Here is a 24,063-nt window from a genome sequence, read left to right on the forward strand (position 1 = left end):
TGCTGCGCCCCTACCCGTGTTTCACCGACCCCTCTCTCCTCGTGTCCCTCACTTCGATTCGCACCCGCGTCGCCGCCGCGCCGTTCTTCGTCCAGCTTCGCCGCGACGCGGCCAGCCTCGCCTCCGGCGACCGGCTGCGGCTGCGCGGCACCGTCGGCTCGCTCCCGGCCTTCGCCCTCGCCGATCTCGCGGACGCGGGCACCCCGCTCTGCTGCCTCCTCCCCGAGCACGAATCGGCGACCTACCTCCAGAGCGACCTCGAACAACTCCTCGGCGAGGACACCGAGGTGCTGCTCTTCCCGCCGACCGGGCAGGCACCCTACGACCGCGACCGGGTGGCCGAAAGCGCCGCGCTCATCCGCCGAGCCGACGTGCTCCAGCGCTTGCAGGAGGGCTTCGCCGGAACCGTCGTGACGAGCGTCGAGGCCGTCGCCGAACTCGTCGCGCCCCCTGAGACGGTCGCCCAGGAGACCCTCACGATCCGCGTCGGCGACGAGGTCGGGCCGGAGGCCCTCGTGGAGCGGCTCGTCGGGCAAGGGTTCGAGGCTGCCGAGTTCGTCGAGCTGCCGGGCGAGATCGCGCTCCGCGGCGGCATCCTCGACGTCTACCCCTTCGCGGGCGACTACCCCGTCCGCATCGAGTTCTTCGGCGACGAGATCGACTCGGTCCGCGAGTTCGACCCGCAGACGCAGCGCTCGGTCAGCCGTCTGAGGCAGGCCCGGATCGTCCCCAACCTCGACGCGCCGGCCTTCGACGCGGTCGCGCATGTCGCTCTGCTCGACTACTTTCCCGGCGGCACCCTCTTCGCGCTCTTCGACTCCGTCCGGCTCAGCGAGCGCGCTGATGCCGTCTACGCCGAGGCCGCCGACGCCTTTGCTGCGCTCGAGGACGACGAGGCTCCGCCGCCGGACCGGCTCTACCTCACCGGCGACGCGCTCGGCGACAAGCTGTCCGACCGCCCTGCCCTGCTTTTGGGCACGTTCTCCGACGACGCCGACCGGACATTCGCGCTCGATGCCCAACCGCAGCCCGACTTCAACGCCGACGTGCGCCGCCTCCGCGAGCACCTCGCCGAACTCAAAGACCGTGGGTTCGAGGCGCACGTCCTCTGCGACAGCCAGGGCCAGCGCGCCCGCCTCCGCGAACTCCTCGGCGACGAGGAGCACGAGCCGGACGCTGCGCTCACCGTCGAGTCGCTCCACGAGGGGTTTGTCCTCCCCGACGAGCGGCTCGCGGTCTACACCGACCACCAGGTCTTCAACCGCCACCACCGCCCGACGGCGCGCAACCGCAAGCGCGTCCGCGGCGGCCTCTCGCTCCGCGACCTCCAGGGCCTCAGCCCCGGCGACTTCGTCGTCCACATCGACTACGGCATCGGGCGTTTCTCCGGCCTACACACGATCACGGTCCGCGACAAAAAGCAGGAGGCCGTCAAGCTCCAGTTTCTCGGCGGCGATGAGCTATTCGTCAACGTAAACGCCCTGCACAAGCTGCACAAGTACTCGGGTAAGGAAGGACACCAGCCGAGACTGACTAAGCTCGGAAGCGGACAATGGGAGAAGGCGAAAAGCCGTACCAAGAAGCGAGTCAAAGACATCGCCCGCGACCTCGTCAAGATCTATGCGAAGCGCAAGGCGAGCCCGGGCTTCGGCTTCGCACCCGACTCGGTGTGGCAGCGCGAACTTGAGGCGTCGTTCAAGTGGGAAGACACCCCCGACCAGGCCCTCGCGGCGAGCGCGGTCAAAGAGGACATGGAAGCCTCGGTCCCGATGGACCGGCTCGTCTGCGGCGACGTCGGGTTCGGCAAGACCGAAGTGGCGGTCCGGGCAGCGTTCAAGGCCGTGCAGGACGGCAAGCAGGTCGCCGTCCTCGTCCCGACCAGCATCCTCGCACTCCAGCATTTTGAGACGTTTTCAGAGCGTTTAGGCCGGTATCCGGTGCGTATCGCTCAACTTTCGCGGTTCGCCACGACCGCCGAGCAGAAAGAGACGCTCGGCCGGATCGAGCGCGGCGAGGTAGACATCGTGATCGGCACCCAGCGGCTCGCGGGCAAGAAGGTCAATTTCAAAAACCTCGGGCTGCTCATCATCGACGAGGAGCAGCGGTTCGGGGTCGCGGTGAAGGAGCGGCTGCGGGCAATGCGCGCCGAGGTGGACACCCTCACGCTGACCGCGACCCCAATCCCGCGGACGCTCCAGTTCTCGCTCCTCGGCGTGCGTGACCTCTCGATTATGAATACCCCACCGCCGAACCGGCAGCCGGTTGTCACGGAGATTCATACCTTCGATAGAGACCTTATACGAGATGCTATTTCGTACGAAGTAAATCGAGGCGGGCAGGTCTTCTTCGTCCACAACCGGGTGCAAACGATTGAGGAGATGTCGGCTATGATCCAGGCGCTCGTGCCGGACGTGCGCATTAAAGTTGCGCACGGGCAGATGAAGGCGTCCGACCTCGAAAACGTGATGCACGACTTCATCCAGCACCGGTTCGACGTGCTCGTCTCGACTAACATCGTCGAGAGCGGGATCGACGTGACGAACGCCAACACGATCATCATCGACCGGGCTGAGCGGTTCGGGTTGGCAGACTTGCACCAACTCCGCGGGCGGGTCGGGCGCAGTGCGCAGAAGGCGTTCTGCTACCTCCTCGTGCCGAGTGTCCACACGCTCACGCGCGAGGCCCGGATGCGGCTCCAGGCCGTCGAGGAGTTCTCCGACCTCGGCAGTGGGTTCAACATCGCCATGCGCGACATGGACATCCGGGGTGCCGGCGCGATGCTTGGGGCCGAGCAGAGCGGATTCATCGAAGACCTCGGCTACGAGACCTACCACCGGATCCTGGAAGAGGCCGTGCAGGAGCTGCGCGGCGAAGAGTTCAGCGACCTCTTCGCGGACGAGGCTCCGCCCCCGTCTGGCGATGCAACGATTGATGTGTCTGAGGACGCGTTCATCCCGACCGCGTACGTCTCCAACGGCACCGAGCGGATGAACCTCTACCGCCGCCTTGCCGACCTCCGCGCCCCCGACGACCTCGCCGCGTTCCGGCAAGAACTCGGCGACCGCTTCGGCCCGATCCCGAAAGAAGTCGACGCGCTCCTCACCGCCGCCGAGATGAAGGCCGACGCGCAGGCGCTCCGGCTCCCCCGCGTGCAGTTCAAAAACCAGCGCCTCTTCCTCGATCTCCCTACTCAGGACGCCGACCCGCACTTCTACGAATCGACGTTCCATCCGCTTCTCGAAGCACTCGGCGGCCTCGACCGGCGCTACGTGATGAAGGAGACGCCCGGCGGCAAACTCCGTGCGATCATCCAGAACGTCCCCGACCTCGCCACGGCGAAGCGCCTGCTAGAGCGGCTGCGTCCCGCCGAAGCGCTCGCGCTCTAGCTGTAGTTTCCCGACAGCGGAGCGTGCTCGGCTGGAGCCGTTTTTGCGAACGGCTCTCAGACGATCGGCCAGGGTCTAAAAGTCTGAATAGATTGGTCCTATGCTTCGACGGGTACAGCACCGTAGTGCTCGGCGAGGCGGGTCGCCCGTTCGCGGAGCGTCTCCCGCAGCGCGTCCGGCTCCAGAGCCTCAACATCGGTCCCGTAGCGAAGCAGCCACTGCGCGATGTAGCCGATGTTCTCGAAGTAGAACGTCACCCGCACGCCGTCGTCGGTTGCGACCTCCTCCTCGATCTCGGCTGGGATGCCGCGCTTGGCCCAGCGGTAGGCGCGGGGGTTGAACCGAAGCGTGATCCGCTCACTTCGCGGGTTCGACCCCTTCTCCTTAAGGTACTCGTTCAGGTCGAAGTCCTCCGGGCGCTTGAAGGTGTCCATCATCATCCGCATCTTCCTGATCCGGTCGAGCCGGAAGTTGCGGACGTCTCCCCGGAGGTGGTCGTAGGCGATCAGGTTCCAGGAGTCGGAGTAGTAAACCAGCCCGAGCGGATTCACCTTGCGCTTCGTCAGTTCGTCGCGGCTGGCGACGTAGTAGTCCATGTAGACGCAGCGCTGCTTCGCCACGGCCTCGCTGAGGTCGTACCACCGGCCCTCATCGTCGTGCGCGCCCTGGCCGGGTTCGAGGTTGCGGATGTAGGGCGCAATGACGGTGCTCTCTTGCAGCCGGTCGATGTAGTCGCGGATCGGGCCGGGAAGGACCGAGCGAATCTTGAGCGCCACGTCGTCAGCGTCGGTCCGAAGCGACTGGTCGGGCTGGATCTTAGTGAACGCTGTGCCGACGAGGAGGGTGGCGGCCTCGCGGGCGGTGAACATCAGCGGCGGAAGCTGGTAGCCCTCGAGGATCTCGTACCCGCCGCCGTCAGCATAGGTGAGCGGCACGCCCGACTCGCCGAGTGTGCGGAGGTCGCGGAAGATGGTCCGCCGGCTGACCTCGAAGTACTCGGCGAGGTCCTTCGAGGTCATGTTGGGACGGTTCTGGAGCAGCAGGACCAGGGCGAAGAGCCGTTCCGTTTTGTTCAGCGTGCGGTCGGACTGGGACATCGAGATTCCGGTGAGGTGTGACATTAAAATGTCAACGCATAGAGACCCGTTCGGTTCGCGGGTAAAAGTTCGTGCCCCGCCTTTTTTTGCGTCTTCTGGTGGTTTCTTGCTGTGCGTTTTTCCTTGCTCCCGTCCCTTTATTCGACGTACTCCATGCGACCGTTTTTCCTCCTTGTGCTCGGTCTCGTTGCGGCGGGATACAGCTCTTTGGCCTCGGCGCAGAACACGTTTGGCATTCGGCTCGGCATCAGCACCGCCACGCTCACTGGCGACTTCGCTTCAGTCAATGGTGCCGAGCGCAGAACAGGCTTTGCGGCGGGCATCTACGGTGCTGTACCGCTCCGGTACGGCATCATTGTTCAGCCAGAGATACTCTATATGCAAAAGGGCTTTCGCCCTACAGATCCGATGCAGGTCGGCAGCGCTGAGCCTGTCGTGGAGTTGACCTACATCGAGATGCCCCTGCTGTTCAAATACCCGCTTTACGTGGGTGCGTTGCGGATCGACCCGTACGTCGGGCCGTTCGCGGGCTTTGAACTCGCGGAGCGTGTGCGCATCGATGAGGTGGGGGAGGGCGCTTCGGAGCGGGCCAGTGATCTGGTATCGCCGGACCTAGGCTTCGTGGTGGGCAGCGACTTCAACTTCACGCTGGAGACCCTGGACCTGGTGTTCGGCGTCCGGTTCAGCCGCGGCTTAAGAAACATACTAGAACCAGATGCAGCCCTCCGGGGCAACTCCACCGACGTCTTCACCCGAACGACCTCACTACTCGTTGGCCTGAACTTTTAGCCTAGGATGACGACTCGGCGTGCACCGTGACAATCACCTTGCTCTCGAAGTACGGAGCGCCAAGCAAGGGGAGAAGGGGGCAGTTTTCGACGCGCAGTCCGGAATGCATATCGCGGAGTTCTGCTAGCTCGTTTGTCAGATCACCACCCTTGAGACAGATCAGACCGGGCTTCCAGTGGTCTGAGGGGGCATCGAGCGGAGAGAAGCAGCGGCTGTGCCACGCCCAGAGTGTAGCAAGCGGTGATGTTGCACGTGAAACACTGTAACTCGCGGACCCCTGCCACTGCTCGGCTCTGCTGTGATAGGTGCGCACGTTCGGCAGCTCGAGCCTGCGCGCCATAGTCTCGACGGCTCGGATCTTCTTGCCGACTGAGTCCACGAGATGAAAGGTGGTCTCGGGAAACGCGATGGCGAGGGGGAGGCCAGGCATCCCGCCTCCGGTGCCCCAGTCGACGACATCGGAGCCAGGTGGAAAAGGGCGTGAGGCCAGCGCTAGACAGTGCAGCAGGTGGCGCTCCCGAAAGTGCTGCGTGCTCTCTTTGGAGTACAGGTTGAGTTGCCGGTTAAGCCGAAGTGCAAGCGCCTCCAACTCGGCTAGCATTCCGCGCTGGTCCTCCCTGAGCAGCGTGTCGGTGAAGAGGGTAGCCATTTCACGAGGGGAGAACCTGTGTTTCACGTGAAACACTGGGGGTGCTCTTTGTGAAACGACCGCTCTTGAGCAAAACCGTGAGGGCAGAGATGTCGGCCGGACTAATCCCGCTGATGCGCGAGGCCTGACCTAGCGTGTCCGGGCGAATGAGAGTGAGCTTCTCGCGTGCTTCCATCGTGATGCTGCTGATGGCACCGTAGTCCACACCAGATGGGATGGTCCATCCTTCCATCTGGTGCATCTTCTCCACGAGCTCCTGCTCGCGGTCGAGATAACCCCTGTACTTGATCTCGACCTCTGCTAGATGAGCGGTGGATTCCATACCCGGAGCGGGCGTCACGATATGTTCCTGCCCGAGGAACTCTAGCAGGTCGGGCAGTGAGACCTCGGGACGGGAGACGAGCCGGTCGAGTCGAACAGGCGTGGCGATAGGCGCGGTGCCAACCCGTTCGAGATAGCCGTTCGCCGCATCGGGTGCGACGGGCGTGGCCCGGAGCGCTGCGAGGGTAGCGGTGAGCGCTTCCCGTTTCCCGTGCGCTCGGTCGAGACGCTCACGGGAGACCAGGCCGAGGTCGTAGCCGAGCTGCGTGAGGCGCTGGTCGGCGTTGTCTTGCCGGAGCAGGAGGCGGTGCTCGGCGCGCGAGGTGAACATCCGGTACGGCTCCTCGGTGCCTTTAGCCACGAGATCGTCGACGAGGACGCCGACATACGCCTGCGAGCGCTGAAGGACGAGCGGGCCGGCGTCGCCGAGGTGCCGGACGGCATTGACGCCGGCGACGAGGCCCTGGGCAGCTGCCTCCTCGTAGCCCGTCGTACCGTTGATCTGCCCAGCGAAGAAGAGACCTCGCACCGCCTTTGTTTCGAGACTGTAACGGAGCTGGTAGGGCGGGAAATAGTCGTACTCGATAGCATAGCCGGGACGAAGCATATGGGCGTACTCCATGCCCGGTACCTGCTGGAGGGCCGCAATCTGGACCTCCTCCGGCAGCGACGTCGAAAAGCCGTTGACGTAGACCTCGTACGTGTCCCACCCCTCGGGTTCGAGGAAGAGTTGGTGCTGGCTCTTGCCTGCGAACCGGTCGATCTTGTCCTCGATCGACGGACAATAGCGAGGCCCCGTGCCCTGAATCCGGCCGGCGAACATAGGGCTGCGGTCGAAGCCTGTGCGGAGTGTCTCGTGAACGGCGGGAGTGGTGTACGTCAGCCAGCACGAGCGCTGCTGGCTCGGGAGCGCGTCCGTCATGAACGAGAACGGGCTCGGAGTCTCATCGCCGGGCTGTTCCTCCAGGCTGGCGTAGTCAATGGTGCGACCGTCGACGCGGGGTGGGGTGCCGGTCTTGAGACGTCCGATCTCGAAGCCGAGCCGCTCCAGGCTTGCGCTGATGCCCGTGGCGGCGCGCTCGCCCGCCCGACCCCCGCCATGCTGCTGCTCGCCGATGTAGATCGTGCCGTTGAGAAAGGTGCCGCTCGTGAGGATCACACACCGGGCGCGGAAGACCTGGCCTGTCTGCGTCTCCACACCGGTCACGCGACCGTCTTCGACGAGCACGTCCGTTGCCATGTCTTGTCGGAAGAAGAGGGTAGGGACGGCTTCGAGCGCTTCGCGGACCGCGGTGGCGTAGAGCGTGCGGTCGCTCTGGGCGCGCGGACTCCAGACCGCCGGTCCCTTGCTCCGGTTCAGCATCCGAAACTGAAGCCCGGAGCGGTCGGCCACGCGGCCCATCAACCCGCCGAGTGCATCGACCTCGCGGACGATCTGGCCTTTGCCGATGCCGCCGATCGCGGGATTGCAGGACATCCGCCCGAGCGCTTCGAGGCTCATCGTGATGAGCAGCGTGCGGGCACCCATGCGGCCAGCAGCATGTGCAGCCTCGGCTCCGGCATGGCCACCGCCGACAACGATCACATCGAACTGGTCGGGATTAAGCATAACGATCAAGTCGTAAAGACGGTTGTTGAGAAGAAAATACTAACGTCTTGAATCGGGACTACTATGTGCGGTGGTGCGCTGGAGCGCCGGAGAAGCCGTTTCACCGTGAAACACGCAAGGTCACTTCCCGATGCAGAACTGCGAGAAAATGGCACCGAGCACGTCATCGTTGGTGATCTCGCCGGTGATGGACCCGAGTTCGTGCAGGGCGGTGCGGAGGTCGAGCGCGAGCGTTTCGCCTGTGGCCCCGGTTGCCAGTGCTTGCCCCGCGGCATGCACCGCGTCGAGCGCCCGGCCGAGGTGCTGACGGTGCCGCTGATTGACCACGACCGGCGTAGCCTCGGCGTCCGACAGGTCGCCGAGCACCGCATCAACGAGCCAGGACCGCAGTGGGTCCAGCAGCTCTCCATCGGTGAGCGCATGGCGCGCCGAGACGAAGAAAAGGGGAAAGCTAGAAGCAGCGTCGTCGGTAGCCTCTTCAAGCAGGTCCTGCTTGTTAGCGACGAGCAGAATCGGCGGCCCGGGCTGCGTGGCTGCTTCCACCTCTACTTCGCTGCGTTGAGCTTCGTTGAGTCTACCTTCGCTACGTTTCACCGTGAAACAGTCGAGCCAGTCGCGCTCCTCAGCGTCGAGGCCGAGCGTGGCGTCGAAGACGTAGAGCAGCGCGTCGGCTCGGGCGATGGCGTCGCGGGTGCGGCGGACGCCTTCGGCTTCGATGGCGTCTTCGGTCTCGCGCAGCCCGGCGGTGTCGACGAACCGGAAGCTGAGCCCGCCGATCTCGACCTCAGCCTCGATCTCGTCCCGCGTCGTGCCGGGGGTCGGGCTGACAATCGCGCGGTCGTGCCCGGCGAGCGCGTTGAGGAGCGTCGACTTGCCCGCGTTCGGCCGGCCGCCGATGACGACGCGGACGCCGTCGCGCACGAGCGCGCCGAGGCGGTACGAGTCGAGCAGCCGCGAGAGGAGGGAGGCCGTGCGGCCGAGGAGCGCTTCGAGTTGGGCTTTGTCCGCGAACTCGACGTCTTCCTCAGCGAAGTCCAGCTCTAGCTCCACGAGCGCGCAGGTTTGGAGCAACTCCTGCCGGGCGGCAGCGACGGCCTCGGAGTAGCGACCCTGCAGGTGGCTCAGCGAGACGCGGTGCGCAAGCGACGACTGCGCGTGGATAAGGTCGGCCACGGCCTCGGCTTGCGCGAGGTCGAGCTTGCCGTTCAGGAAGGCGCGCTCGGTGAACTCGCCGGGCCGAGCGAGGCGTGCCCCGGCATCGAGGAGTGCTTTGAGGATGAGCTGCGGAGCCACGTCGCCGCCGTGACAGGTGACCTCGACCACGTCCTCGCCCGTTGCCGAGCGCGGCGCTCGAAACAGCGTCACCACGACCTGGTCGATCCGCTCGCCCTCGGGCGTCGTGACGAACCCGACGTGGGCCGTGTGCGAGCCGGCCGCGGCGAGGTCCTTCGACGGGAACAGGCGGTCAGCGAGGGCGACGGCTTCGGGGCCGGAACAGCGGACGACGGCGAGGGCTGCGCGGCCCCGCGCCGTGGCAATCGCGGCAATCGTGTCAGCGACTAGGACCACGCGACCTACGACTTCTTGGCGCGGGGCTTCTTCCGCTTCGTGGCCTGCCCGTTCGTCTTCGCGCGGGCCCGGCCGTTGCGGCTCGGCTTCTTCGCCTTCGGGGCGTCGCCGGATGCGGCGGCGGTTTCCACCTCCTTGTTGATCAGCTTCTGCTGTACGATCGTCAGGACGTTGAAGGTCAGGTAGTAGAGGCTGAGGCCCGAGGCGAGGCGGTTGAAGACGACGAAGAGGATCAGCGGCAGGAAGTACATCATCACCTTCGCCTGCGTCCCGCCGCTGTCCGGCATCGAGACCTTCATCTGCACGATCATCGTGAGGCCCATGATGAGCGTGAAGCCCGCCACGAAGTCGCCGTAGAACGGGATCGCAAACGGCAGGCCCAGGATCGGGTCCGGGGCCGAGAGGTCGGCCGCCCAGAGGAACGACTCCTGCCGGATGACAATCGAGTTCTGGAAGTAGCGCCAGAGCGCGATGATGATCGGGTACTGGAGGAGGAGGGGGAGGCAGCCGGCGAGCGGGTTGACGCCCGTCTCGCGGTACATCTTCATCATCGCCTCCTGCTGCTTCTGAGGGTCGTCGGCGTACTTCTCCTTGATGACCTCCATCTTCGGCTGCAGCTCGCGCATCCGCGCCGTGTTCTTGTACGACACCTTCGTCAGCGGGTAGAGGAGCAGCTTGACGAGGATGCCGAACAGAATGATGACGAGGCCGTAGTTCGGGAGCAGGCCGCCAAGGAAGCGGAATGACGGGGAGATGATGTACTTGGCGATGGGCCGCGTCATGAACGCCCCGAAGCCGTAGTCGATCACGTCGTAGAGGTCGGGATCGAACGCCGCGATCCGGTCGAACTCCATCGGGCCGACGTAGAGGCGGAAGTCGTTCGCCTCCCCCCGAGGCCGCGGCATGTCGAGCCGGGCCGAGAAGTCCTCGGCGAACTCGAGGTCGCCGATCTCGCCGACGCGGTTGCCTTCAAGCTCGGCCCCGTCGGAGGGCGACTCTGGGCGGACGGTGGCGACGAAGTACTTGTTCTTGACCGCCACCCAGTCGACGGCTCCGTTGAGCCGCTGCGAGCCGGCCGCGTCCGAGGCCAGGTTGATCTTCTCGACTTCGCCGCCGCTGCGGGCGTAGGCCCCGGACGCCGTCGCGTCGAGCCCGCTCAGTTCTTCGGCGAACGGGATCGACCCGTCCCAGGCGATCTCGTACCCGCCGGACGCCGAGAGCAGCGTGCCGCCGACCTCCTCGACGCGGAGGCCGATCTCGTAGGTGTCGGGGGAGAAGGTGTAGGTCTGGCGCAGCGTCCCGCCGGGCAGGGCAACCTCGAAGCTCAGTTCGCGTGGCGCGTCGGTGACGGCGAGCCGGTCGCTGCTCAGACCGGGCGTCTCGAAGAAGAGCACGCGCGTGTCGAGGTAGCGCCCCTGCGGCGGCGTGAAGGCGAGCGCGAGCGCCCCGTCCTCGGACGACACCATCTCGACCGGCGCGCCGCTTTCGCCCGCGACGTTGTAGTTCTTCAGCACGAACGAAGTCGGCGTCGCGCCCTGGGTCGAGAACACGGCGCGGTAGCGGTCCGTCTCGACCGTGATCGCCCGCGCCTCGCCCGTGGTGACCGCTGCAAACGCCGAGTCGACCGGCACCACTATGCCTTCGTCCGGCCCGACCTCCGGTGGGGCTACGGATTCGGCGGCTTCGAGCGAGTCTGGGCGTGCAGAATCCGCAGGTCCGGGCGGCGGCGGTTGCGGCCTGAAGTAGACGAGCCACACGGCCATGATGATCGAGATGAGGATCATCCCGATGACGCCGGTGCGGTCGAGGCCCGGTTCCTGGTTCAGTGACATGCGAGGTTCGTCAGGTTCGAGCGCGGTACGGAGTCGCGTGCGGGCCGTTTCACTTGGGTGTGGAGTTTACGCCTCCTGGTGGGAGGGCTCGGCAAAGTCGGCGGCGATGCGGTAGAGCGCCTCGGGTAGGTCGCGGCGGATCGCGGCGCTGGCTCCCTCGGTGCGGCCTCGGTAGAGCACCATGAGCGTCAGCGTTTCCGGTCGGTCCGCGAAGGCGTCGGCAAGGGTCTGCTGGTGGAGCCGGAAGCTCTCGCGCAGCAGCCGCTTGATCCGGTTGCGCGTCGGCTTCGAGCCGAGGTGCCGCCCCGTCGCAAAGCCAACCTGAAGCGGTACTGCAAAGCTCACGTCCTCGGGCGCGGCGAGTCGGTAGCGGACCAGGAGCGTGCCGACCCGGACCGCGTGTACGTCTTTCCGGCGACGGTCGAAGAGCGGCCGGATCAGGCGCTGCCGCTTGAGCCGGGCCGCGCGCGGAAGCCGGTAGTGCCCAGTCTCCTGGGTCGGCGGGCCGGCCACCGGATCACTTGCCGGGCTTGGAGTCGCTGACGGTGAGGCGCTTGCGGCCTTTGGCGCGGCGGCGTGCGAGGAGGCTGCGGCCGTTCTTGGAGGCCATGCGCGAGCGGAAGCCGTGCTTGTTGGCGCGCTTGCGGCGGCTCGGCTGGTAGGTTCTTTTCATGACAGGTACGAAGCGTGGGGCGGAGCGGTGACGTAGCTTTCCGGGCAGCGCGCGCGGTCCGGCGTCGGGATGCGGCGAGCGGAGCGTAGAAACATACGGAAGGGGAGGGGAGGAGCCGGCCCGGCCGTTGACTTTCGCAGAGAATGCGATTAAGTTGCCCCCCTGCACGCCGGCCCGCGGAGCGCTTCCGCCGAGGCCGGCGCAGAGCGCGGGAATAGCTCAGTTGGTAGAGCATCAGCTTCCCAAGCTGAGGGTCGCGGGTTCGAGTCCCGTTTCCCGCTCTGCACAGCGATGAGTGACGAGCGCCGCATACCGAGAGGCCGCCTGTTCGACACTCGTCGTTCGTCACTCGTCGTTTCACCAGGGCGGTTAGCTCAGTTGGTTTAGAGCACCTCGTTTACACCGAGGGGGCCGGGGGTTCGAGTCCCTCACTGCCCACCGAGTTACCAAGACAAGCGAGGGCACGGCTGCCGAAGCAGCCGCGCCCTCGCCTGTTGGACTCCGCCGGTTCGCCACCGGGCGACGGTAGAGGGTCTTTGCTCAGCTCAGTCCCCACGGGCGAAGCTGCGAGGGAGTAGGTCGCTGTCGGCGTGGTCAGCAGTGCCGCTGTCGGCGAAGAGGCCAGCATCGATAGGACTGCGCACGCTCGTGGTAGTCCGTAGCGGGTTCCGGTAATCGGTAGACAGACTTCTGATGTCTTGATGCTGGTTTCGCATGCATATGCCAAGGCAGATTTGCGCGAGTATCCCAACACTTCGTATGAGTCTGTATATGTTCAGAAAATACCTGTACCGCGTTTGCGAAATGGCTCGGTCATGCGTGGTCGCTTGCAGCGCTACTATCGGGTCCATCTCACTGGGGGCTACACCGCATGCAGGGTTTCGCGGCATCCTCCTTCCTTTCTGTTGGCGCGCTAACTGAGGACCCACATGGCTACAGACAAGATTTCGGTCGACCGGCTTCCTTCCGACAGCCTCTCGCGCAGACGCGTGAAGCACGCTCGCCAGTCTTCCAGCACGGGCGACACCACCGCTCGAGTCGTGCGACGCAGCGGAAAGCTCCGGCAGGCCCCCGCAGTCTCCCCCGCTCAGCAGGTTCCGATCACGGAGGCTGTCAGCCTTCTCGAAGCGCACTACGCTAGCGCCTGGTCATTCCGCCTTCAGCGTCCGATAACAGTCAGGGAGTACCTGGCTGACATCCTGGACACCCTCGAAATCAACCGGTTCGTGTCCATCGTGACGACGGCCCCTACCTCGGAACTGCCGGGGGGTGCGCCGTCCTCGAATGGTGCGTCTTCCTTGGAGTGGGTCACCCTCGCGTATCCGGCAGTCAGGGGGTCGGACGAGAAGACCGAGCGAATGCTTCCCCTCGTGCCCCGCGTAGCGCAGGCAGCCGACGCATCCGCTACGTCGTGAACGCTGCTGAGCCTCGATGTGCCTGCAGAGATGAACACCGTTGGGGCCGCACGGAGGCGCTGCGACCTCGGACAGCTCTTGAGCCGCCGCTCGTCAGCGCAGTGAGGATTCGCGCCAGAGGACAGCCTGTTGGAGCAACTCTGTAGCGCTCGACAGCCCCAGCTTCCGCTTGATGTTCTGCTTGTAGCTGTCGACCGTCTTGACGCTGATCTGCATCCGCTCTGCCGTCTCTTTGCTCGTGAGGCCGCCTCCGACGTGCTCGAAGGTTTCGAGTTCGCGGTCCGTCAACTGCTCGACACCAGGGATTCCGCCGGTGTCACCGAGGCCACCGGGGCGGCCCATGAGGCGCGTCATCAGCACATCTCGAAACGACTCCGTCACGAAGACGCGGCCGCCGAGCACATGACGGATCGCCTCGATGATGGCCCTCGGTGCTTCCTGCTTCATCAGGTAGCCGTTCGCACCGGCAGAGAACGCGCGCTCGGCGTAGAGTACGTCGTCGTGTGCGGACACGACGAGCACGTAGCCTTCGAAATCGACGGAGCGCAGTCGCTTCAGCAGTTCGATCCCGTTGATGCCGGGCAGGGAGAGGTCGAGCAAGACCAGGTCCGGGCTCAGGTCCGGGATCGAAGCGAATGCCTCTTCTGCCATGGCTGCCTCGCCGCACACCTCCAGGTCGCTCTCGCCCTTGATGATGCTCACGTACCCCTCGCGCATGACGGGGTGATCCTCGACGATGTAGATGCGGCGGGCCATGGCGGTATCGCTGTCGCAGGGGGACCGCGGGTGGGGGTAGACAGGGGCGCGAATGTACGACGGATGAGTTCAGCCAGTACAGCGTTAGACCCGAAGCGGTGCTCGGAGGATCACGCGCGTCCCGTTGCCAGCGTCGGAGACGATCTGCAGCGTCCCTCCGATGAGGTGGAGGCGCTCGCGGACGCTGAAGAGCCCGAAGCCTGCCCGCTCCTCGTCGCGGTCGTGCTGCAGCGCCGCCTCGTCGAAGCCGCGCCCGTGGTCTGCCACCTCCACGCGCAGCATCTCCCCGTCGGCTTCCACGGTCACGTCAGCCCCGTCCACGCCGGCGTGCTTGACCACGTTGAAGAGCAACTCGCGGACGAACTGGAAGAGGAGCACGTGGACGCTCATGTCCAGTTCGGCGTAGCTGCGCACGTGCAGCGCCGTGTCGAGGCCGTACGCTTCGCGCATCCGCGCGATCAGCCATTCGAGGGAGCGGTCTAGCCCTTCACCGGCCAGCACGGGTGGGCTGAGGTCGACCGTGAGCGTCCGCGCAGCTTGGATGGCCTCGTCGAGAATCTCGATGCCGCGCTCCACGAAAGGCTGGGCCTGCGCCTGCGAACCCGCGCTGCCGATCTGCTCCAGCTTCATCTGCAGGGCGTAGAGGTACTGCTGGAAGTCGTCGTGAAGCACCTGCGCGATGCGCCGACGCTCCTGCTGCTCGGCCTCGGTGAGGTCGTTGGCGAGCGTGCGGACCTGCTTCGTGCGCTCCCGGACGCGGTCCTCTAACTCCGCCGTAAGCGCTTCGAGCCGGCGTTGGGTCTCTTTCAGCGCGGTGACCTCCTGCACAGTGACGCTCACGTAGGCTACGGCTCCCTCCTCGTCGAGGATGGGGTGGTAGCTCACGAGCCAGTCCCGCCGCTCGTCGGGCGACGAGGGCACCGGGAGCAAGTAGAGCACATTCGTCTGGGCCTTGCCCGTCGCGTAGACGCCTTCCAGGTTGGGCCGCACCTCCTCGGCGATGTCGCCAAACAGGTCGTAGGCTACATGTCCGAGGTGCTCCTCGACGGAGCGGCCCTGGATCTCGGCGAGGCGCTGGTTGATGCGCACGAACCGGCGCTCGCGGTCGAGCAGGCACAGGCCGACCGGCGTGGACTCGTAGATGCTCGATATCTCCGTACGCCGACGCTCGGCCGCCTCCTCGGCATGCTTGCGCGCCGTCACGTCGAGGACGACCCCTGCGAGGCGGACGGGGTGGCGCTGCCCCTCCTCGTCCGTCTCGAAGAAGCACCGCCCGCGCGAGATCACCCAGCGCGTCGCGTCCCGGTTGAGGCGGTGCTCGAAGTCGTAAGCGTCCTGCTCGTCGCCGGGGTCGAGCGCCCGCGCGATGACGTCGGCGACGAGGGCGCGTTCGTCGGGATGGACGTTTTCGAAGCCGGCCTCCAGCGACACGGTCTCGGGAAGCCCTGCGATCTCGGCGGCGCGGGCGTCGAACGAGAGCGTCTCGGTTTCCGGGTCGAGCGTGAGGCTGCCGAGCCGGCCTCCTTCGAGGGCGAGCTGGAGCCGCTGCTCGCTCTCGGCGAGCCGCTCCCGGGTGCGGATCAGCTCGGTCACGTCGCGCACGACGACGTTGATGCCGACGATGCGCGACTCGACGCGCTGCGGGACGTAGCTCGCCAGGAAGATGCACTCCTCGCCGGGGTAGCGGGGCGTGGATCCTCGGATCTCGACGTTCAGGACCGACTCGCCGCCGTCAAGCACGCGGTCATAGAGCGCTTCAAGTTGGTCGGCTAGCGTGGGGAGGACCTCGCGGACGGAGCGGCCGAGGTGCTCCTCAATCGGCTTTCCGTCGATCTCAGCGAGGAGGTGGTTGATGCGAACGAAGCGGTAGTCTCGGTCGATGAAGGCGAGCCCCACCGGCGCGGTGTCGTAGACGGCCTCGATCTCGCTGAGTTGGGAGGCGATCACGGCCTCGTCATGGTCGCGCTGCAGCGCGGCGCTGAGCACGTTGGCGACGCTCTGCACGAAGCCGATGTCTTCGGGCTGGAAGTGGCCGGGCGTGCGGTGATAGACGCCCAGCACCCCGAAGGGCGATGCGCCCGGCCCGGGAATGGTGACGCTGATGCCGCTCGCCACCGCGTGCTCGGTGAGGAGCGCCGGCGCGCTGAAGCGGGCCTCTTCGGCGACATTCGCCACGAGCACGGGGCCGTCGGTGAGGAGGGTGTAGCCGGCCTGCGAGCCGCCGCCTCTCGGGACGCGCGCGCTGCCGACGAGGCCGTCGTCCCACCCGACCCCTTCGCGCAGGAGCAGGGATTCACGGTCGGTGCCGAGTTCGAGCACCTCGCACAGCGGGGCCTCGGCGGCGGCGGCGGCGGCCTCGACGGCCTGGCGCATCAGCTTATCGAGCGCGCCGCCGCCGAGGGCGGCCCGACCGAGCTCGGCTACGGCCGCTTGCTGGCGCGCCTGCCGTGCCGCCTGCTGCTCCGCGCGCTTCGTCGCGTCGACGTCGACGAAGGTGACGACTACCCCGTCGATCAGGCCGTCCTCTGTGCGGTAGGGCAGCATCCGCAAGAGGAACCACCGCCCGTCCCGGTCCTGCACCTCCTCCTCGACGTGTTCGAGCTGCTCCAGCACGCGCTGCGCGAGTGCGGGGAGCGGTAGCCCTGAAGGCAGCGTCTGCCTGTCGAGGCGGTGGGAAAGGTGCGCGAAGGGCCGCCCCACGTCGGACGGGATCACGTTGAAGAGCTCGTCGGCGCGCGGCGTGAACCGCTTCAGGTGCAGGTGCCGGTCGAGGAAGAGCGTCCCGATGTCGGTCGAGGCGATGAGGTTTTGCAGGTCGCTGTTGGCGCGGCCCAGCTCCTCGATCTTGTTCTTGAGCTCCTGGTTGACCGTGCGCAGCTCCTCGTTCATCGACTGGAGCTCTTCCTCCGACGTCTCCAGTTCCTCGGTCGTGGACTGGAGCTCCTCGTTCATCGACCGCAGCTCCTCGTTCGAGGCCTTGAACTCTTCGTTCGAGGTCTCCCGCTCCTCGATCATGGCCTGGAGGTGCGCGCGCGTGACCCGGAGCTCTTCCTCCAGGCGCGGGACGCGCGGGTCCTCGTCGGCCCCGTGGGCGTCGGGCACCGACGACCCGAGCAGCCGCGTCGAGGCGGGATCGAGCTCCAGGAAGGCGACCTCGACGAGGCGCTCTGGGAACCCGTCCTCCTCGACCGGCCCCACGCGCATCCGCACGATCCGGTCCTCCCCGGCGACCTCTATCCGCTGGAACAGCGTCTCCGTCACCGCGTGTGCCTCGAAGGCCCGGAAGAGCGCTCCGCGCAGATCGAGCCGCAGCGCACGCTGCACCTTCTCGGTGACCCTCTGCGTGGCCGGTCCTTCCCGGTCGCGGAGGAAGCGCCCGGCCTCACCGAACACATGCGTGATGTCGTAGTCTTCGTTCACGAGTAGCCGGGACGGCGCGTAGCGCCGGAGCGTCCAGTCCCGGTAGCGCTCCATCAGCGAGCGCTCGTCAATGGGGCCGTCCCCCGTGTCGCTGCGGTCAGCGGGACGCGGCACATCTACATTCCGCACGGGAAACGTCGACGTGGCCGCGACGCCGTCCCGCCGCTGGAAGAGGCGCTCCCGCTTGCCCACGTCGCGGAACGTCTTCGAGAGCGAGTCCAGCGCTTCCGATGACCCGAGGAAGAGGTAGCCGCCCGGCCGGAGCGCGTAGTGAAAGGCGCTGAAGACGCGCGCCTGCACGTCGCGCTGGAGGTAGATGAGCAGGTTGCGGCACGAGACGAGGTCGAGCCGCGAGAACGGCGGGTCGTGGATGAGGTTGTGGCTGGCGAAGAGCACGGTCTCGCGGAGGTCCGGCCGGACGCGGTAGCCGTCCGCGTTCTCCTCGAAGAAGCGGCCGAGCCGCGCGGGGCTCACGTCGGCGGCGATGGCGTCCGGGTAGAGGCCCTCGCGCGCGAACTCGAGCGCCTCCTCGTCGATGTCGGTGGCGAAGACTTGGAGGTCGGGGGCGGAGTCGAGCGTGGCCGCGTGCTCCTTGAGCAGTAGGGCGATGGAGTAGGCCTCCTCGCCCGTAGCGCATCCGGCCACCCAGACGCGCACCTGGTCGCCGGCGCGCTTCCCCTCGAAGAGCGCGGGGACGACGTCGGCTTCGAGCTTCTCGAAGGCGTCGCGGTCCCGGAAGAAGTTGGTCACCGAGATGAGGAAGTCCCGCATGAGGTCGTGCAGCTCCTCCGGGTTGTCGCGCGCGAGGCGGAGGTAGGCGGGCAGCCCCTCCGCGCCGACGATCTGCATCCGCCGCCCGATGCGGCGTAGGATGGTCGAGCGTTTGTAGTCGCGGAAGTCGTGGCCGGTCTGCTCCTGGAGCCGCGTGAGGAGCCGGTGCAGCGCCTCGGCGTCGGTGGTGGGGAGCGCCTCCTCGTCCCCGGGGAGGTCCGCGAGATCCGCCGCCCGCCGCACCTCGACGAGCTTGGCCGCTAGCTCCGCCGCCGTGCCGGTGAGGTCCACGAACCCGGTGCCGATGGCGCTGCGCGGCATCCCGTCGTACTCGGCGTCGGCGGGGTCCTGCGCCATCGTGAGCCCGCCGCGCTCCTTGACGGCCCTCAGCCCGAGCGTGCCGTCGGAGCCCGTCCCTGAGAGTACGATGCAGACGGCGCGCTCGCCGAGGTGCTCGGCGAGCGAGCGGAAGAACAGGTCGACCGGGGAGCGGTGGCCGCGCGCCCGCTGCGGATCGGAGAGGCGAAGCCGTCTGCCCGCCACCTCCAGGTTCTTCCCAGGCGGGATGACGTAGACGCGGTTGGGCTGGATCTCCGGGTGGTCCTCCACCTGGGCCACTTCCAGGTCGGTCTTCGCCTGGAGCAGCTCGGCAAGCTCGCTCTCGTGGTCCGGTGAGAGGTGCTGCACGACGATGAACGCCATGCCGGGCTGGACCGGGAGGGCCTCGAAGAAGGCCTGGAAGGCCCGCAGCCCTCCCGCCGACGCGCCGACGCCCACGACCGGGAACGCGACACCCCCCGCTGCAGCGTCATCGGGCCTCGCCGTCTCCGGGGACGGGGCCTCCGTGGACGGCGTGTCCTCCGAGGGGGGCGAGTCCAGAGGTGGACTGGACGAGTCGGGAGCGTTAGAGCGGGTATCGCGATTCATGAGACGGGGCCCGGGTGGTGGGTGTTGCCGCAGACCGTAGAGCCGGGTACGCATGGCTCCGGCGCATCTGTGGCTGGAGGGCATAACGATAACCCCGGCACATGTCTGAGTCAAACACGCACCATTCACCTAGGGCCTGTCTGAGATTCGGTCTCCGGGCTCCACCTCGGCCTGCGATCCGCTCGCTACGTTGCGCTACATCGCCGTAGCTGGCGCTACGTCTGGTGAGGTCGCTACGCTCCCTGATCCTGCGGATTCGCGCGCCTTCCGAGCAGCTTCCAGTCCGTCGGTTCGCCTGCGAATCTCCAATCTCAGACAAGGCTTAGCTTCACCCGTCGCAGTAGGGCCCGTCGCGAATACTGCCCTGCTCGCGCGTCCGCCTCGGCGCGTCCGTTCTCTGCGCTTCACGAGCGAGCGCTCGGTCTCGCTGCGGCCCTTTCGCTGGGACTGACGACGGGGACGGCGTGGCCGCGGTGCTGGACGCGCCCACGCCGAGACCCCGCAAGGTTTCGTCTCGCGGGAGCTTGTTCTGTTCGCGTTCGGGGCGAGGCTCGCGCGCCGGCGAAACCGGCGCGTGCGGGGCACCTTCGCGTAATCTGCACGGCATCCGACGCCGGTCTTATCTAGATTGGGTCTAAACAATAGGCCGCCCAGCTCCATGCCCCGCCTCGCCCTTCTCCTCGCCCTGCTCGCTGCGCCGGCGGCGCTTGCCCAGCAGCCCTACACGCTCGTGCAGCCCATGAGCATCCCCACGGGCACCGCGGCGCAGTTCACCGAACTCGACCTCGCCCCGACGCTCGACCTCGCCATCGCCAGCGGGGGCAGTGCCGGAAGCTCATCGTCCAACGGCGACGTCACCTTCCCGCTCTACCAGCCCGGCTTCGGGGACAACTTCGTGCCGATTCCGGGCGGGCTCGGCGAGGTCTACACCGAGATCACCGGCTTCGCCATCGCCGACTTTGTCGGGGGCGGCCTCCAGCCCGTCGACGGCGTTGTCCTCGGAACGCGGACGGGGCAGGGGACGGCGTCGATCACGACGCTGATCAACAAAGGCTTTCCGTTCGTCCCGCTCACGGTGGAGCAGGAGCTAGCCACGGGCATCCAGGCCGGCCGCGTGGTCCAGGTGGCGGACCTCTCCGGCGACGGCATCCTCGACATCGCCGCCTTCTTCACGAACGCCTCGGGCACCGGCCAGGCCGTCTACTACCCGGGCGACGGGGCCGACGTCTTCGGGACAGCCCGCACGATTGCGGCCCCCAACCGGCTCGTGAACGTCGAGGGCGCGGCGGTGGCCGACGTGGACAGCGACGGCGACCTCGACGTGCTGACGGCTTCGCAGAGCGAGGTCCTCGCCTTCCTCAACACTGGCAGCGGCTCGTTCGGCGCGCCCGTCGTGATTGACGCCGCGCTCGCCTCGGCCCAGGACGTGGCGGTGGCCGACATCAACCGGGACGGCAACCCGGACGCCGTCGCAGCCGGGGCGTCGGGCGTGATCGCCTACTACGCCGGCAACGGGGCCGGCGGCTTCGGGTCGCGCTTCACCGTCACCGACGCGGCGACCGGGGCCACGCGCCTCGACCTCGGCGACGTGGACGCGGACGGCGACGTCGACATCGGGGCGGCCGAGGCGTCGCGCTTCACGATCTACCTGAACTTCGCCAGCGGCCGCTTCACCGAGCCCTACACGGTGGTCACCGGCTCCGACCCCACGGACATCCTCATCGGCGACATCGACCAGGACGGCGACGGCGACGTGGTGACGATCGACCGGGGCGGGACGAGCGGGTTCTACCGCAAGACGAGCCAGGGCTTTCCGGTCTCGTCCGAGGACGGCGCGGCCCCGAGCGAGGACCTCGGGCTGAGCGTCTACCCGAACCCCGTGGGTGCCGATGCCACCGTCCTGCTGCGCGGCGAGGCCGGCGGCGCGGTCCGCGTCCGCGTCGTCGACGTGCTCGGCCGCGAGGTGGCCGTGCTCCACGACGGCCCCACGACTACCCTGCACCCGCTGCGCCTCGACGCAAGCCAGCTGCCGGCCGGCGTCTACCTCCTCCAGGCGCACGGGTTGCAGGGGTCTGTTTCTCACCCCCTCACCGTGGTGCGATGACGCGCGCTCCGCTGCTGGTCCGGGCCACGAGCACGCCGGTCCTGCTGGCTGCGTGGCTGCTGTGCATCCTCTTCGCGCAGGGACCCGCTGCCCAGCCCGCGACAGGGCAGATCGAGGGGCGCGTCACCGATGCCGAGACGGGCACGCCGGTCCCCGGCGTCAACCTCGTCGTGGAGGGCACCCCGCTCGGAACCTCGTCCGGGATCGACGGGCGATTCGCGCTGGACGCGGTGCCGGCCGGTGAGCAGACGCTCGCGGTGTCCGCGCTCGGGTACGAGCGGGCGACCCGGTCGGTGGCGGTGCGCGCCGGGGAGACGGCGCGGCTCGCGCTCGCGCTCCGGCCCGACCTCGCGGCGCTCGGCGAGGTCGTCGTGACCGGGCAGAAGGTGCAGCGCTCGCTCGTGGACACCTACGCCAGCGTCGGCGTGCTCTCGCCGCAGGAGATCGAGGCGTTCGGCGTCAACGACCTCGCCGAAGCCATCGCGCTCGTCGGCAACGTCAACCTCGTCGAGGCCGACAACCGCAAGAGCATCTCGCTGCGCGGGATCAACTCCGACGGCCTGACGCAGCCGTCGGGTGACATCCGCTCGGTCCAGGTCGTGATCGACGGGGTGACCCAGACCAGCATCGCCACGCGGCGGGGCCTGCGCGGGCTGTGGGACCTCGCCCAGGTCGAAGTCCTGCGCGGGCCGCAGTCGGCGACCTACGGCCGCAACGCCGTCGCCGGGGCTGTCGTGATCGAGACCGCGCGCCCGACCTACGGCTGGGCCGCGCGCGCGCGCCTCATCACCGACGCCGAGGAGGGCCGCGAGGGTGCCTTCGCTGTCGGCGGGCCGCTCATCACCGACCGCCTCGCGTTCCGCGTGAGCGGGCAGCTCGCCACGGACGAGTTCGGGATCGAATTCACGACGCCGGGCAACGAGACCCTCGACGACGCCGAGTACCGCAACCTCCGCGGGCGGCTCCTGGTCGAGCCCGATGTGCTGGAGGGCCTGACGATCTTGGTCAGCGCCTCGACCTCGTTCGACCAGCCCGGCAGCGCCCAGGTCTCCGGCCCCGACTTCTTCGCGCGCGTCGCCGACCTCCCGCCGAGCCTGGAGTTCCGCGAGACCCGCCTCGAGAGCTACGGCGCGAACGCCACGCTCGACCTCGGCTCCGGCCTGCAGGTCGAGTCCATCACCGCGCGCGCCGTGGGCGACACCGAGATCTTCACCCCGGACTCGTCCAACTTCATGCGGGACGAGCTGCGCGCCGAGGAGTCGCTTACCCAGGAGGTGCGGGCCACCTACGCCCCGACCGGCGGCCCCCTCGCCGAGCGGCTCTCCGGCACCGCCGGCGTCTTCTACGGGCGCTTCGACAACGACCGCGACTCCGACGTCGCGATAGGGGTGCTCCCGTTCCAGCAGATCGAGAGCGCGGGCCGGACTGTCAGCCGGGACGCCTTTGCGAGCGGGCGCTTCCGCGTCATCGGCGGGCTGACGGCGATCGCCGGGCTGCGCTACACCCGGACGACGCTCGACGACTTCGTCGTGGACCTGCTGCGCGACGACACGACGGACGTCGAGACCACGTTCGAGGCGTGGCTGCCGGAGCTGGGGCTGGCCTACGGCCTGGACGACTTCTTCGGGACCACGCAGCGCCTTGCCTTCACCGCCGCGCGCGGCTTCCGCGCCGGCTTCGCCGCGACCGAGCCGAGCACGAGCGAGGTCTACGAGGTCGACCCGGAGTACCTGTGGAACGTCGACCTCGCCTACCGCTCGCGCTGGCTCGGCGGCCGGCTCGCGGTCAACGCCAACGCCTTCTACTACCGCTACACCGACCAGCAGATCGCGGTCGAGGACACGCTCCTGGCAGGGGGCCTCCCGCTGACGGTGACGCGCAACGCGGGGAGCTCGTTCGCCTACGGGTTCGAGCTCGAGCCGCGCGTGTTCGTCGGCGAGGGGCTCTCGGTCTATGGCTCGGGCGGCTGGCTGCGCACGGAGCTCGACGACTTCGTCGCGGCCGAGGGCGATTTCAGCGGCAACGAGTTTCCGCGCGCGCCGCGCTTCACCGGCGCGCTCGGCGTCGCCTACGAGCACCCGACTGGGCTCCGGGCCTCGGCGCGCGTGACCCACACCGGCGGCTACTTCAGCAACCCCAGCGCCGGCACCGAAGGCCTCCGCAACGACACGCTCTCGACCGTCGACGAGCGGACGCTGCTGGGCCTCCGCCTCGGCTACGAGTCGCCGCCGGTCCAGGGTGCGCGCTTCACGCTCACCCTCTTCGCCGACAACGCCCTCGACACGGACTACCTCACGAGCCGCAATGCGGACGCCTTCGCCTCGGTCGGCCGCGAGCGCCGGCTCGGGATCGAACTCAGCGCCCGGTTTTAGCCTCTACTGCCATGAACTGCTCCCATCCGCTCGACCCGCTCTTCCAGACCGACCGCGGTGCCGTCTTCCGCTGCGAGCACTGCGGGTGGTTCAACGTGCTCTTCCGGCCCGTCGTCTTCACACACAGCCGCGAGGGGTTCGAGGACTTCTGCGCCCTGATCCGCATGCTGGAGCCGGACCCCGGCGCGGACCCGCAGACGAACGAGTGCTGCTACCATCTCCACACGCCGGACCGGCAGATCGGGCTGCTGCTCTCGCAGGAGGAGGTGGACGACCTTCGCGAGCTGCTCGACGGCGCGGCGGCGATGGACGAACTGGACGGACTGATCGATGACGCCCTGGACCCGACCGGCAGCCCGCCCGGCTGACCCCT

14 protein-coding genes and 2 tRNA genes are annotated in these 24,063 nt (G+C 67.5%); 7 read left to right on the forward strand and 9 right to left on the reverse strand.

Annotated features, from left to right (window positions below):
- Nucleotides 1-41 precede the first annotated feature (41 nt).
- Nucleotides 42-3,386, forward strand: a complete 3,345-nt coding sequence (gene mfd, locus AAGI91_00205; protein MEM1041028.1) for a transcription-repair coupling factor — start codon at nt 42-44, stop codon at nt 3,384-3,386.
- 98 nt (nt 3,387-3,484) lie between these two features.
- Here mfd and AAGI91_00210 read toward each other — a convergent pair whose 3' ends face one another.
- Nucleotides 3,485-4,483 (reverse strand): YafY family protein, encoded by a 999-nt coding sequence (locus AAGI91_00210; GenBank protein ID MEM1041029.1) that lies wholly within the window; start codon nt 4,481-4,483, stop codon nt 3,485-3,487.
- A gap of 153 nt (nt 4,484-4,636) precedes the next feature.
- On the opposite strand from AAGI91_00210, the gene AAGI91_00215 reads away from it, so the two are divergent.
- Nucleotides 4,637-5,272, forward strand: a complete 636-nt coding sequence (locus tag AAGI91_00215; GenBank protein MEM1041030.1) for an outer membrane beta-barrel protein — start codon at nt 4,637-4,639, stop codon at nt 5,270-5,272.
- Nucleotide 5,273: 1 nt separating this feature from the next.
- Here AAGI91_00215 and AAGI91_00220 read toward each other — a convergent pair whose 3' ends face one another.
- The 6 genes from AAGI91_00220 to rpmH form a co-directional block, all read right to left on the reverse strand.
- On the reverse strand, nt 5,274-5,921 hold the full coding sequence (locus AAGI91_00220; protein MEM1041031.1) for an RsmG family class I SAM-dependent methyltransferase: 648 nt from the start codon (nt 5,919-5,921) through the stop codon (nt 5,274-5,276).
- A gap of 1 nt (nt 5,922) precedes the next feature.
- Nucleotides 5,923-7,851, reverse strand: a complete 1,929-nt coding sequence (gene mnmG, locus AAGI91_00225; GenBank protein MEM1041032.1) for a tRNA uridine-5-carboxymethylaminomethyl(34) synthesis enzyme MnmG — start codon at nt 7,849-7,851, stop codon at nt 5,923-5,925.
- Nucleotides 7,852-7,971: 120 nt separating this feature from the next.
- Entirely contained in the window at nt 7,972-9,420 is a 1,449-nt protein-coding gene (gene mnmE, locus AAGI91_00230) for a tRNA uridine-5-carboxymethylaminomethyl(34) synthesis GTPase MnmE (GenBank protein MEM1041033.1), read from the reverse strand.
- Nucleotides 9,421-9,425: 5 nt separating this feature from the next.
- Nucleotides 9,426-11,252, reverse strand: a complete 1,827-nt coding sequence (gene yidC / locus AAGI91_00235; protein MEM1041034.1) for a membrane protein insertase YidC — start codon at nt 11,250-11,252, stop codon at nt 9,426-9,428.
- Nucleotides 11,253-11,318: 66 nt separating this feature from the next.
- Nucleotides 11,319-11,765: a ribonuclease P protein component gene (locus AAGI91_00240; GenBank protein MEM1041035.1), complete on the reverse strand. Its 447-nt coding sequence runs from the start codon at nt 11,763-11,765 to the stop codon at nt 11,319-11,321.
- A 4-nt stretch (nt 11,766-11,769) separates the two neighbouring features.
- On the reverse strand, nt 11,770-11,925 hold the full coding sequence (gene rpmH, locus AAGI91_00245; protein MEM1041036.1) for a 50S ribosomal protein L34: 156 nt from the start codon (nt 11,923-11,925) through the stop codon (nt 11,770-11,772).
- Between the two features lie 208 nt (nt 11,926-12,133).
- On the opposite strand from rpmH, the gene AAGI91_00250 reads away from it, so the two are divergent.
- Nucleotides 12,134-12,206, forward strand: a tRNA-Gly gene (locus AAGI91_00250).
- An 82-nt stretch (nt 12,207-12,288) separates the two neighbouring features.
- A tRNA-Val gene (locus tag AAGI91_00255) sits at nt 12,289-12,363 on the forward strand.
- Between the two features lie 1,070 nt (nt 12,364-13,433).
- Here AAGI91_00255 and AAGI91_00260 read toward each other — a convergent pair.
- Together AAGI91_00260 and AAGI91_00265 are read right to left on the reverse strand one after the other, a co-directional pair.
- Nucleotides 13,434-14,096: a response regulator transcription factor gene (locus tag AAGI91_00260; protein MEM1041037.1), complete on the reverse strand. Its 663-nt coding sequence runs from the start codon at nt 14,094-14,096 to the stop codon at nt 13,434-13,436.
- Between the two features lie 84 nt (nt 14,097-14,180).
- Nucleotides 14,181-19,214 carry a chemotaxis protein CheB gene (locus AAGI91_00265; protein ID MEM1041038.1) on the reverse strand — a complete coding sequence of 1,678 codons (5,034 nt, stop codon included), beginning with the start codon at nt 19,212-19,214 and terminating at the stop codon, nt 14,181-14,183.
- 658 nt (nt 19,215-19,872) lie between these two features.
- On the opposite strand from AAGI91_00265, the gene AAGI91_00270 reads away from it, so the two are divergent.
- From AAGI91_00270 to AAGI91_00280, 3 genes are read left to right on the forward strand one after another with little or no spacing between them, the layout of a single operon-like run.
- Nucleotides 19,873-21,318: an FG-GAP-like repeat-containing protein gene (locus AAGI91_00270; protein MEM1041039.1), complete on the forward strand. Its 1,446-nt coding sequence runs from the start codon at nt 19,873-19,875 to the stop codon at nt 21,316-21,318.
- Entirely contained in the window at nt 21,315-23,690 is a 2,376-nt protein-coding gene (locus AAGI91_00275; protein ID MEM1041040.1) for a TonB-dependent receptor, read from the forward strand. The genes AAGI91_00270 and AAGI91_00275 overlap by 4 nt, the downstream gene beginning before the upstream one ends.
- Nucleotides 23,691-23,701: 11 nt before the next feature.
- Complete coding sequence (locus tag AAGI91_00280; protein MEM1041041.1) at nt 23,702-24,058, forward strand: DUF6686 family protein; 357 nt, start codon at nt 23,702-23,704, stop codon at nt 24,056-24,058.
- The last annotated feature ends 5 nt before the right edge of the window (nt 24,059-24,063 follow it).

The organism is Bacteroidota bacterium (assembly GCA_038746285.1).
Taxonomy (GTDB): Bacteria; Bacteroidota; Rhodothermia; order Rhodothermales; family JANQRZ01; genus JANQRZ01.

What these genes read in the sequence shown, in the direction of transcription:
- AAGI91_00210 (MEM1041029.1), bottom strand. Translation starts at nt 4,483, where the DNA reads ATGTCCCAGTCCGACCGCACGCTGAACAAAACGGAACGGCTCTTCGCC.
- AAGI91_00215 (MEM1041030.1), top strand. Translation starts at nt 4,637, where the DNA reads ATGCGACCGTTTTTCCTCCTTGTGCTCGGTCTCGTTGCGGCGGGATAC.
- AAGI91_00220 (MEM1041031.1), bottom strand. Translation starts at nt 5,921, where the DNA reads ATGGCTACCCTCTTCACCGACACGCTGCTCAGGGAGGACCAGCGCGGA.
- mnmG (MEM1041032.1), bottom strand. Translation starts at nt 7,851, where the DNA reads ATGCTTAATCCCGACCAGTTCGATGTGATCGTTGTCGGCGGTGGCCAT.
- yidC (MEM1041034.1), bottom strand. Translation starts at nt 11,252, where the DNA reads ATGTCACTGAACCAGGAACCGGGCCTCGACCGCACCGGCGTCATCGGG.
- rpmH (MEM1041036.1), bottom strand. Translation starts at nt 11,925, where the DNA reads ATGAAAAGAACCTACCAGCCGAGCCGCCGCAAGCGCGCCAACAAGCAC.
- AAGI91_00260 (MEM1041037.1), bottom strand. Translation starts at nt 14,096, where the DNA reads ATGGCCCGCCGCATCTACATCGTCGAGGATCACCCCGTCATGCGCGAG.
- AAGI91_00265 (MEM1041038.1), bottom strand. Translation starts at nt 19,214, where the DNA reads ATGAATCGCGATACCCGCTCTAACGCTCCCGACTCGTCCAGTCCACCT.
- AAGI91_00270 (MEM1041039.1), top strand. Translation starts at nt 19,873, where the DNA reads ATGCCCCGCCTCGCCCTTCTCCTCGCCCTGCTCGCTGCGCCGGCGGCG.
- AAGI91_00275 (MEM1041040.1), top strand. Translation starts at nt 21,315, where the DNA reads ATGACGCGCGCTCCGCTGCTGGTCCGGGCCACGAGCACGCCGGTCCTG.
- AAGI91_00280 (MEM1041041.1), top strand. Translation starts at nt 23,702, where the DNA reads ATGAACTGCTCCCATCCGCTCGACCCGCTCTTCCAGACCGACCGCGGT.